This is a genomic window from Rivularia sp. UHCC 0363 (assembly GCF_034931125.1).
In the GTDB taxonomy this organism is placed as follows: Bacteria; Cyanobacteriota; Cyanobacteriia; order Cyanobacteriales; family Nostocaceae; genus Rivularia.
Window position 1 is genome coordinate 21406 of record NZ_JAYGHM010000052.1, and the last position, 10974, is coordinate 32379.

The 10974-nt window shown below is 38.4% G+C and carries 11 protein-coding genes; 8 read left to right on the forward strand and 3 right to left on the reverse strand.

Going from position 1 to position 10974, the window contains the following annotated elements; genetic code table 11:
• Nucleotides 1-8 precede the first annotated feature (8 nt).
• From VB797_RS24700 to VB797_RS24710, 3 genes are all read left to right on the forward strand, one after another.
• Nucleotides 9-920 carry a ChaN family lipoprotein gene (locus VB797_RS24700; RefSeq protein ID WP_323240400.1) on the forward strand — a complete coding sequence of 304 codons (912 nt, stop codon included), beginning with the start codon at nt 9-11 and terminating at the stop codon, nt 918-920.
• Between the two features lie 155 nt (nt 921-1075).
• Nucleotides 1076-1306, forward strand: a complete 231-nt coding sequence (locus VB797_RS24705) for a DUF433 domain-containing protein (protein ID WP_323240401.1) — start codon at nt 1076-1078, stop codon at nt 1304-1306.
• Complete coding sequence (locus tag VB797_RS24710; RefSeq protein WP_323240402.1) at nt 1303-1680, forward strand: DUF5615 family PIN-like protein; 378 nt, start codon at nt 1303-1305, stop codon at nt 1678-1680. The genes VB797_RS24705 and VB797_RS24710 overlap by 4 nt, the downstream gene beginning before the upstream one ends.
• Before the next feature lie 117 nt (nt 1681-1797).
• On the opposite strand, the gene VB797_RS24715 is transcribed toward VB797_RS24710, so the two are convergent.
• Nucleotides 1798-2157, reverse strand: coding sequence for a hypothetical protein (locus VB797_RS24715; RefSeq protein WP_323240403.1), 360 nt, complete (start codon nt 2155-2157; stop codon nt 1798-1800).
• 729 nt (nt 2158-2886) lie between these two features.
• On the opposite strand from VB797_RS24715, the gene hrmK reads away from it, so the two are divergent.
• The 4 genes from hrmK to VB797_RS24735 all read left to right on the forward strand — a co-directional run bounded on the left by hrmK (nt 2887) and on the right by VB797_RS24735 (nt 8136).
• Nucleotides 2887-4701 (forward strand): hybrid histidine kinase/response regulator HrmK, encoded by a 1815-nt coding sequence (gene hrmK / locus VB797_RS24720; RefSeq protein ID WP_323240404.1) that lies wholly within the window; start codon nt 2887-2889, stop codon nt 4699-4701.
• A gap of 168 nt (nt 4702-4869) precedes the next feature.
• On the forward strand, nt 4870-5697 hold the full coding sequence (gene larE, locus VB797_RS24725; RefSeq protein ID WP_323240405.1) for an ATP-dependent sacrificial sulfur transferase LarE: 828 nt from the start codon (nt 4870-4872) through the stop codon (nt 5695-5697).
• A gap of 281 nt (nt 5698-5978) precedes the next feature.
• Nucleotides 5979-7343: an FADH(2)-oxidizing methylenetetrahydrofolate--tRNA-(uracil(54)-C(5))-methyltransferase TrmFO gene (gene trmFO, locus VB797_RS24730; RefSeq protein WP_323240406.1), complete on the forward strand. Its 1365-nt coding sequence runs from the start codon at nt 5979-5981 to the stop codon at nt 7341-7343.
• Between the two features lie 64 nt (nt 7344-7407).
• The gene (locus tag VB797_RS24735) at nt 7408-8136 is read left to right on the forward strand and encodes a phytanoyl-CoA dioxygenase family protein (RefSeq protein WP_323240407.1); all 729 of its coding nucleotides are present in this window, start codon (nt 7408-7410) and stop codon (nt 8134-8136) included.
• Between the two features lie 125 nt (nt 8137-8261).
• On the opposite strand, the gene VB797_RS24740 is transcribed toward VB797_RS24735, so the two are convergent.
• Together VB797_RS24740 and VB797_RS24745 are read right to left on the reverse strand one after the other, a co-directional pair.
• Nucleotides 8262-8885, reverse strand: coding sequence for a GNAT family N-acetyltransferase (locus VB797_RS24740; RefSeq protein WP_416350930.1), 624 nt, complete (start codon nt 8883-8885; stop codon nt 8262-8264).
• Between the two features lie 51 nt (nt 8886-8936).
• A complete protein-coding gene (locus tag VB797_RS24745; protein WP_323240408.1) occupies nt 8937-9212 on the reverse strand; it encodes a hypothetical protein in 276 nt (91 codons plus the stop codon).
• Between the two features lie 424 nt (nt 9213-9636).
• On the opposite strand from VB797_RS24745, the gene VB797_RS24750 reads away from it, so the two are divergent.
• Entirely contained in the window at nt 9637-10854 is a 1218-nt protein-coding gene (locus VB797_RS24750) for a murein hydrolase activator EnvC family protein (protein WP_323240409.1), read from the forward strand.
• Nucleotides 10855-10974 lie beyond the last annotated feature (120 nt).

Below are 10974 nucleotides of genomic sequence, written 5' to 3' on the forward strand. Positions count from 1 at the left end.
TTAAAAATATGCAGCGTCCTCTGCTTTACTTCAGCAAATTATTTATCCTATCCCTAGGAATATTTATTGTTTATACTTTACCAAGTTGTGCTGCCGAACCGACGAAAATACCATGCTCAGAGAAATTTTCTAACAGTCGATGTGCTTATAACTTAGACAAAATTTTACCAGAACTTAAAAAAGCCAACGTCATATATCTTGGGGAAACCCATGATAGTTCCCAAGACCACGAAAATCAATTAAAAATTATTCAAGAGTTATATAAGAATAATTCAAGAATTGCGATCGCGATGGAAATGTTTCAACGTCCCTTTCAGAAAGTTGTAAACCAGTACATTGCAGGCAAAATTACTGAAACCGAATTAGTCACAAAAACCGAATATACAACCCGTTGGGGTTTTGATTGGCAACTTTATGCTCCTATTTTACGATTTGCAAAACAGAAACAAATTCCAGTTTTAGCTTTAAACACAGCTAGCGAAATTACCCGTAAAGTTTCGCGAGAAGGTATAGAAACATTAACTAATGCCGAGAAACAATCGATTCCACCGATTACCGAAATTCGTTTAGATAATATAGCGTACCGTCAAATGGTACTAAAGGCTTTTCAACAACATCAAACTGCGGGACATGGAAACAGCAGTAGTGCAAATCGTTTTTTCCTAGCACAGGTATTGTGGGATGAAACAATGGCAGATGGTATTGCTAAATTTATCAACGCTAACCCGAATTATCAAGTAGTTGTACTAGCAGGACAAGGACATATTGTTTACGGTTACGGTATTCCCGATCGTGTGGAAAGACGAATTCAAGATAATAACAATAATAAATTCATTCAGCGATCGGTTTTATTAAGCGTTCCCGAAGTTACAGAAGTAGAGAAAGATAAATCTATAGCCGATTTTATATTGGAAAAATGATATTTGTTAATTTTGCACGACTACTTAATGAGTGAATTTTCAGCACAAAACCAGATAAATGAATAATATAAATAAATATTAAATTGTGGGATAAACATCCCCGCTCGACCAAATGTATTTTACAATTACTAATTTAAAAAATAGAAACTTCATTCATGAAAAACCTGACCAGAATTACTTTAAATTCAGAAGTAATGGGTGGTAAACCCTGTATCCGAGGAATGCGCGTCACAGTCGGTACCATAGTGGGTTTAATGGCATCCGGACATACACCTAATGACATTTTAAAAGCATATCCTTACTTAGAAGAAGCCGATATCTACGAGGCACTTGCTTATGCAGCTTGGCGAGTAGAAGAAATTGAAGTGCCTTTACAAAGTGCATGAAAATTTTGATTGATATGAATCTCTCCCCTGGTTGGGTTGCAGTTTTTAGGAAGTACAATATCGAAGCTGTACACTGGTCTACGATTGGTAAACCAGATGAAAAAGATACGGTAATTATGGAATGGGCAAGAAACAATAGTTACATTGTTTTTACTCACGATTTAGATTTCGGAACTTTGTTAGCAGTAACTCAATCTTATACACCTAGTGTGATTCAAGTTCGTACCCAAGATGTTTTACCTGTCAGCATCGAAAATCTAGTTATTTCAGTCCTGAGCCAATTTGAAACACAATTAAATAATGGTGCTTTAGTTACTGTTGACCAAGCTAAGTCTAGAGTGCGAATTTTGCCAATTAGACCTGAATCAAAATAATTTAACTGTATTAGCGTCAACGTCAGCAACGGCAATAAAAACGCATTTATGTGGAAAAACTCAGCTTTTTTAATAAACCGGGTTTCTCCACAAATGACTTAGCATTAAAGCCAATTATTATCTCATATTATTATCTAAATCGGGAGTAGTTTTTTCAGCAGTATCCGCATACATTCCACCAAAGTCTTTTACAGCTTCTGCGGATTCTTTACCAATTCTCTTAACTCTTTCCAGAGGAGCATCTTCTGTTTGACGAGCTTCTTTGTTCCATTCTCCCACAGTTTTAGGTCGATCGGAATTGTTTTGGTCTGTTAATTGCTCAACTTTATTAGTTAAAGCTTGTCCTCTATCCATCCCCGCAATATTTGTGGTTAGCAGCAGAAAGCCAACTAAAACAACAGCGAAAAACTGCTTCACCTGAAGCTGCTTAAACATAACACCAATATTCGCGATCGCGCTTTTAATTACATTTCTCATCACAAAACTCCGTTGGTTCATTCTTAATACTTTTCCCCGATTCAGCATTATAGGCTCGCTTTGCTTTGAAAATTTATGCAAAATTCAACCTATATCAAACCATTTAGCTGTCCTGGATACAAATCAAGATTACATATAAACCAATTCATCATTCCTCTAACAGAAGTTATAGTTTTGTTGCACGTAAGATAGATTTATTATTTATCAATAGTGTTTTTAAGATATCTTCTCAGTAGTTTCACTTATGAATAATCAGGAAATCCTTTGCAGTAAGGGGTCTGAGGCTTTTCCTATTTCTTTTTTTTGTGCTATTTATTAGAAAGATAAACTTGTATATAGAAATACAGAACACTGTAATTGCGATCTTCAGTAGGTGTAAACAGAATTTAAGAAACTTGTAGAAAAAATAAATTAAAGTCTACTGAGATTTAGCGAAACATAGAATATATTTTTCGTAACACTTAATACACCTTGGTTTAAGCCTATTTACCTTGATACCGTGTTAATTTTAAACCGGATTAATTTGTTAGTCTATTATAAGTAACCCATAAAAACTATTAGAAAAAATTTATATGATATTTTGATTCCAGTTAGTTGCCTTTTTCTCGTGACATTTGACACTACAAGTTTTAGTTTATATATATAGAAGTAATTGTGCGCGAATATACTCAGGTTTATTTAGCACCTTTTAAGCGAAGCTATTAAAATTATTCAGCGGTCGAGTTGACCATGCAGCAGTATTCAAGCTTACCAGAGCAAAACACACAACTAAATGCCAATTCATCGACAGTTTTGACAACCATCGAGCAACTTCGAGCCGAGTTGTGGCTGGAACGTAGTTTGAATCAACTGCAAAGTCGTCTTTGCAATTTTCTGACTTTAGCTTTGTCCTTTGAACAAGACGAAAAAACAACCATTGACAAACAAGCAGAAATTTTTCAGGTAGTAGTAGACGAACTAGAAACCGCAATTAATTCCAGCATAATGGCGATCGCCTCACCTGCGATCGTCGCGATCGCCATTGTCCAACCACAGCAACCTGTATGTAAGATTTGCTATATTTCCCCGAAAAATCCTCAAGCACCATTAACGATAACGAATCGTCGAGGTGAAAAAAGTCATTTAACGCTGAATTCGGAGATCCAGTTAGAAGAGTTACAGCAACTGGAACAATCACAAATGGCTTGCTGCTTGAGTAATGACTCAATTGGAACTGTTGGCTGGTTAATTACTTCTGCGACTTCCACAAATTCTTATTCAGGTATAATTGTTAGCGAAATACCCAAGTTAATCGCAAAAGCTGCCCAAATATGTACAGTAGCTTTAACCCAACTCAAACAAATCGAATCGCTACACCAACAAGCACTGAATCTAAATAATGGTAATCAGGAACTAGAGCGTACCAATCAACTGAAAAACCAATTTTTGGCAAATACAAGTCATGAGATTCGCACTCCTTTGAGTTCAATTATTGGCTTCACTCATTTATTGTTAGCTCAAGGTTATGACCCAAGTAGGCAGCGTCATCATGAATATTTAAACATTATTCAGGCTAGCGGTAAACATCTTCTGGCTTTAATAAACGATATTCTTGATTTATCTAAAATTGAAGCCAACCAGTTAGAAGTTAATTGGGAAAAAATTGATTTACCACAGTTGTGTCGTAATGTATTAGCACTAATCAAAGAAAAAGCTGCTAATAAAGGTTTGCAAATACGTTTGGAAGTAGACGTTAATGCTAAAAATATCATCGCCGATCCGTTGCGACTTAAACAAATACTATTAAATTTACTTTTTAATGCAGTAAAATTCACTAACACCGGAACAGTTGGTTTAGAAGTTAGACCCCAAGATGACCAAAACGAATTCATGCGTTTCACAGTTTGGGACACCGGAATTGGAATTACCGAAAAACATCAAAGCCAACTCTTTGAGCCATATTTTCAAATTTTTAACGATAACGTTTCTAGTGAAGAAGGTACGGGTTTGGGTTTAGCGCTGACTCGTAAATTAGTTGAAATTCACGGGGGTTGGGTTGAAGTAGAGTCAGTTGTAGATCGAGGTTCGCATTTTACAATTGTGCTTCCTGTAGAACAAGAGCAAGTTGCTGTGAGCGATACCGTCGCTGAATTTCAACCCCAACAAAATCGCGATCGCAACATAACTACTTCAGGAGATTCAAATATCCTCCTAGTGGAAGATGACATATCTAACGCTAAGTTAATCAAAACTTTTCTAGAAAGATTGGAATATCAAGTAACCTGGGTCAAAACCGCCGACCAAATGTGGGATGCTTTAAAAGGGCAGGATTATTTCCTGATTTTAATGGATATTGTTTTACCAGATGCCAACGGTTTAGCATTAGTCAAGCAGTTGCGAAAAAATCCCCAATATTCTCATATTCCCATCGTTGCTGAAACTGCAATGGCAATGAAAGGCGATCGCGATACTTGTATTGCAGCAGGAGTAAACGATTATATTTGTAAACCGATTGATTTACAGCTTTTAGAAATAATCGTATCTCAATATGTTGCAGCGGATTAAGCAAAGCAGTTGTAGATTTTGGATTTTAAATAAAAATCTTTACTACTTCACCACATTAATGAAAGCGGGGTAAAGGATAAACGATTTATCTTTCGATTAATTTCCCCAATATCTCTCTTAAAATAGAAGAAATAAAGTGATATAATTCTGCGCTCGGATTAGGAAATTATGTATATAGAAAAATTAGAGCAATTAAAAGCTTTATTCAAAGATATGGAACAGGCTCTAATTGCTTATTCCGGTGGGGTTGATAGTACTTTAGTTGCTAAAATTGCTTATGATGTTTTGGGCGATCGGGCTTTAGCGGTAACTGCTGTTTCACCGAGTTTATTACCCGAAGAATTAGAAGATGCCAAAATCCAAGCAGCAACAATTGGGATTCGTCATCAAGTCGTCGAAACCCATGAAATGGAAAATCCCAATTACACTTCAAACCCCGTCAACCGCTGCTATTTTTGCAAAAGCGAATTACACGATACCCTAAAACCTTTAGCCAAACAATGGGGTTATCCTTACGTTATAGACGGGGTAAATGCAGACGATTTACACGATTATCGTCCCGGTATTCAAGCTGCAAAAGAAAGAGGTGCGCGTTCTCCTTTAGCAGAAATTGGTGTAAGTAAACTAGAAGTTCGCCAAATTTCCCAACATTTGAGTTTAGCTTGGTGGGATAAACCAGCACAACCTTGTCTGAGTTCCCGCTTTCCTTACGGTGAAGAGATTACCGTAACTAAATTGCAGCGAGTCGGTAGAGCAGAAATCTATTTACGTAAACTGGGATGGAATAACTTACGAGTCCGTTCTCAAGATGATACAGCGCGGATCGAATTACCACCAGAACAAATTCAAAACTTTGTGCTGAACACAGATTTAGAATCAATCGTATCTGCTTTTCAAGAATTTGGTTTCATTTATGTAACTCTAGATTTAGAAGGTTATCGCAGCGGTAAATTAAATCAGGTTTTAAAGAAAGAAGCCTTAGCAGTGAAAAATTAATCAATTAAGTAGGTCGGCAGAAATAAACAGAACTATGTAACAGAATGTAAATTAGGTCTAAACTCTTACCCCTACAGCAAAGCTGCCCACTGCCTACTGCCTTGTCCTAATTACAATTTTCAAGACCAACCTACTTATCAGTCTTACTCCTATCCCGGTGAAGGATTACCTATCTCAAGGAGTAGGGGGAGAAGAAATTATATCGGTATTCCCCATTCTCCATTCCCTATTCCCTCCCCAGACGAAATGTTTAATTTATTTTGCACGAATACTTATAAGATATGAATCCAATAACAGTAATTGGTGGTGGATTAGCTGGAACCGAAGCAGCATGGCAAATTGCTCAAGCTGGAATTCCGGTAATTTTTTATGAAATGCGTCCGCAACGTTTCGGAGGAGCGCATCATACGGAACATTTAGCCGAATTAGTGTGTAGTAATTCCTTCGGAGCAATGGCAACTGACAGAGCCGCTGGTTTGCTGCATGAAGAGTTACGTCGTCTTGGTTCAATCGTGATTTCTAAAGCTGACGAGCATCAGGTTCCTGCTGGTGGAGCCTTAGCGGTCGATAGGGGTGTATTTAGTCAAGATTTAACCGAAACACTCAGCAGTCATCCCTTAATAGACTTTCGCCGGGAAGAATTACGCGAAATCCCTGAAGGAATTGTAGTTTTAGCGACTGGACCTTTAACAAGTCCCGATTTAGCAGCAGATTTAGGTCGCTTCACCGGGATGGAATATCTCAGCTTTTTCGATGCGGCCAGTCCCATAGTTGTGGGAGAATCAATTAATCACGACGTTGCCTTCATGGCATCTCGTTACGATAAAGGTGAAGCAGCTTACCTCAACTGTCCCATGAATAAAGAGCAATATCTGCGATTTTGGACAGAATTGCGTCAAGCCGAACAAATTGAATTAAAAGGCTTTGAACGAGAAAACGCCAAATTTTTTGAAGCTTGTTTACCCATCGAAGAACAAGCGCAACGCGGTGAAGATACCATGCGTTACGGACCCCTCAAACCAGTTGGTTTAACTCCTCCTTCAGTCGCGGGATGGGGTAATGATGCTCCTTCCGAAGAAATTCCAGAAGTAGAAGTTAGAAAAGACCGTCCTTACGCTGTTGTGCAGTTACGTCAAGAAGACAAAGCCGGGAAACTGTGGAACATGGTCGGGTTTCAAACAAACCTGCGGTGGGGAGAACAAAAACGGGTATTTCAGATGATTCCTGGTTTAGAAAATGCCGAATTTGTCCGATTGGGAGTAATGCATCGCAACACCTTTATAAATGCACCCCAATTAATGATTCCCACACTGCAATTTAAATCGCGTCCCACCTTACTAGCAGCCGGACAGATTATTGGTACAGAAGGATACAGCGCCGCATCCGCCGGAGGTTGGTTAGCGGGAACAAATGCCGCCCGAATCGCTTTAGGAAAAGAACCCCTAACCATGCCCAATACAACCATGATGGGGGCGCTATTTGACTTCATCAGTTCCGCATCCCCAAAACACTTCCAACCAATGCCCCCCAACTTCGGTATATTGCCCGACTTAGGAGTGAAAATCAAGAACAAACGCGAACGTTACGGAAAATATCGCGATCGCGCTTTGGAACAGTTGTCAATTATCAATGAGGTTAAAGGTTAAAGGTTAAAGGTCAAAGGTTAAAGGTGTAATAACTTCTAACTTCTAACTCCTAACTTATCTCCCCATGCTTGAATCCGAACGCTATTTATTTGATTTACAAGGATTTTTAGTTGTTGAAGATATTCTTAACGACGAAGAAATTGCTGCTTTGAAGGAGTTGATCGATAAACAGGTTGCGATCAAAAACCAACCGTCAGCGTCTAAGTTACGGTTTGATAGTTTGCTTTCCTGGGGAAAACCTTTCCGAAGTTTGATCGATAACTCCCGCATAACTCCTTATTTATCCGAGTTACTTGGAGGCAAATTTCGCTTAGACCATGATTATCTTCATATTATTCGTCAAGGTGTTGGTCCCATCGGCTGTTATTTGCACGGTGGGGGGACTCCCTACGACCCAACCCAGTATTACTCATTCCGTAACGGTGGAATTTACAATGGTTTACTAGCGGTTGCTTACGAATTAAACGACGTAGATCCCGGTGATGGGGGATTTGCTTGTATTCCCGGTAGTCACAAAAGTAATTTACCCTGTCCCCAATCATGGCTTAATTTAGAGTTTCCCAAAAGTTGCGTTAAATCAGTTACCGTTAAAGCTGGAAGCGCCATTATATTTACTGAAGCTTTGACTCACGGTACTCTACCTTGGCAAGGGAAAAACGAGCGTAGAACATTATTTTACAAATATTCTCCCGCTTCATATGCATGGTTGAGAAATTATTATAATCCCGATAATTTTACAGATTTAACTTCATCTCAACGAGAAATCCTCAAAATACCTGGAATTTACCCTTGAACAGGTCAAAGGTTAAAGGTTAAAATTCATCACTCCTAACTCTCCATCATGTATTCCTAGGACTCTAACCATTGCAAAACACGTTTTTCAATTCTTAGAAATTACTGGGGAGTGCTATATACGTTTTAACAATTTTTTCCGGATGATGCAGTAAGATATTTTTCCATTACGTAATTGATGAAGTTTTCTCCTCTGCATTCTACTTGTTGTTCTTTAATAACAGAGAAACCCATACGCTGAAAAAACGGTTTCGCGGTAATACTTGCTTCCACGTACAAACGATGTATTTCTAATTCGTAAGCCTTTGCTTCAATTGCCTGGTAAATTTTACTACCCACACCCATTCGCTGATAATCTTTATGACAGTAGAAACAATCTATATGTCCGTTAGGTTCTAATTCGCCAAAGCCTGCAATTATACCGTTATTATCGGCTACATAAGTAAATTTTTGCGAGCAAACATTTATCCAATCCCGAAAATAAATATCATCCGGGGCCCATGCTTTCACCTGATTTACCGAGTAGTTGCTAATATTAACTTCACGTACTGTTTGATGGAATAATCTGGCAATTTGCTCGGCATCTTGTTTATTAAATAATCGTATTTTCATTGAGATTGGGGATGGGTAATGGGTAATGGGTGATGGGTGATGGGGAGAAATAGGAGTTATCAAAACTTTGTAGTGTCCGCTATCTTGCTCCCTAGCTGTTTCATATACAATTCCCAATTCCCAAATAAAAAATCCCACAGAACTTTAAATTGAGAGGGATTTAAATATATTGGAATTTAAACAAAAATATTAGTTAGTTACAGCGTGCCATCTGATATATTGCATTTCTGCCCAAGTTTGATTTTGGTGGAAAATTTGGGCAATTTTTGACCATGTTGTGCGTGAAGTATTAGCAAGATCGTATTTTTTTAAATCCCCAAATTGGCAGAACATTTTATATGACCAAGTTGGCTCGTATCCCATCACTCTTGCTATTGCAATCCAGTCTGCTAATGAAAATAATGAGATATCAATTGAGGATTTATTTTTCAGGTCATCTGAACTGATAGTCTTAGCTAATAACATGGCATTCCTATTAAAAAAATATTGTTGACGAACAACCAGAAATATATAGAATTAGGATTACTTATTTGGTTGTGAAAAATAAAATCCACCTCGGTTTTCACATATTTATATTGAAATGTCAAGTCAAATTAAATATATTTCTGAATAATATTTTTTTGCCAATACAATTTGCCATGAATTTACGCTTGGCTTTGACTTCTCAACGCTGAACCTACTTCCTTGGAATTTACAAAGTGCATATTCCATTGATATCTAATATCCGTAAAGCTGGGGAATAGACTTACTCTTTTATACTTGGTGAAAAATCATCTAAAAATAGCAGACGAAATTTTTTTAAATTTCAATTATTTTTGTGTTTAATTTCGGATTTTTTTGGGAACAATCAACATGGTATTGCAGCCCAGAGTACGGTTAATCAGAAAATATGAGAGCATTCTTTCCCCAACACCAAAAAAAATATTTCCGTCTACGTATTGTTTTTTGTAGCGTTCTGTGCTTATTATTAGTCTTAACTCCGGTATTTTCAGTTCGCGGTCAGGGAAACTCGAAGCAAACGATTGACCAACTTAAGCAGCAGCGAAAACAGATTAAGCAAACTCATCAAAGTACGGTCAAAGAAAAAAATCGTCTAAATAATTTGCAGCAAGAAGCCGAAAAACGTCTTGGTGGTTTACAAGAGAACTTACAAACAACTGATAGTCAGATTCAAGACAGCGAAAAACGCTTACAAATGGCAACCCAACTTCTGCAACAGCTGCAAGCAGATTTAGCAGTAGCGGAAGTATCCTACGCAGAACGTCAAAAATCAACTATTGCTAGACTCAAATTTTTGCAACGTTCCACTACTAGTCAAGGGTGGGCTGTTTTATTACAAAGCCGTAATTTAAATGACTTTCTCAGTCGTCGTCGTAACTTAAAGTTAGTTTATCAAGCCGACCAAAAAGTTTTAGCAAAATTAACCCAGGAAGCGAATCGAATAATTCAGCAAAAAACCGATATAGAAGGGAAAAAGAACGAAATTGCTTTGATTAGACAGCAATTATTGGCACAGAAAGCCGATTATCAAGGTCAAGCGGAATCACAAACCGAATTAGTGCAGCGTTTAAATAGCGATCGCCTTGCATTAGATGCAGCTAGAATTCAGTTAGAGAAAGATTCACAATCGATAGCAACCTTAATTGAGAGAAAAGTTGCCGAACAACAAGCCATAATTGCAGCCGCAAAAGCCCGCAGTCAAGCAAGAAACTTTGTGCGTGGAAGCGGTATCATGGCATTTCCCAGCGACGCTTACATCAGCAGTCCCTTTGGTTGGCGATCGCACCCAGTTCTCGGATATCGTCGTCTGCACGCTGGTATGGATTTTGCGGCTAGTTACGGTAGTACAATTCGCGCCGCAGATTCGGGAACCGTCATCTATTCGGGTTGGTACGGTGGTTACGGCAAAACTGTAATTATCAACCACGGTAACGGAATCACCACACTTTACGGACACGGTAGCCAACTATACGTACAGGAAGGAGAAAGCGTCAAACGAGGACAAGCCATATCCGCAGTCGGTTCTACAGGCTTATCAACGGGGCCTCATTTACACTTTGAAGTCCGTAAAAACGGCACTCCTGTAAATCCCGCAGATTATCTTTAACAGTTAGGAATTAGGAGTTAGAAGTTAGGAGTTACGAGTTAAGAGTAGTGCGAGCATCTTGCTCGCTATTTAACTACCCCATCCCCCCATCTCCCCATCTCCCCATCTCCCCATCCCCCC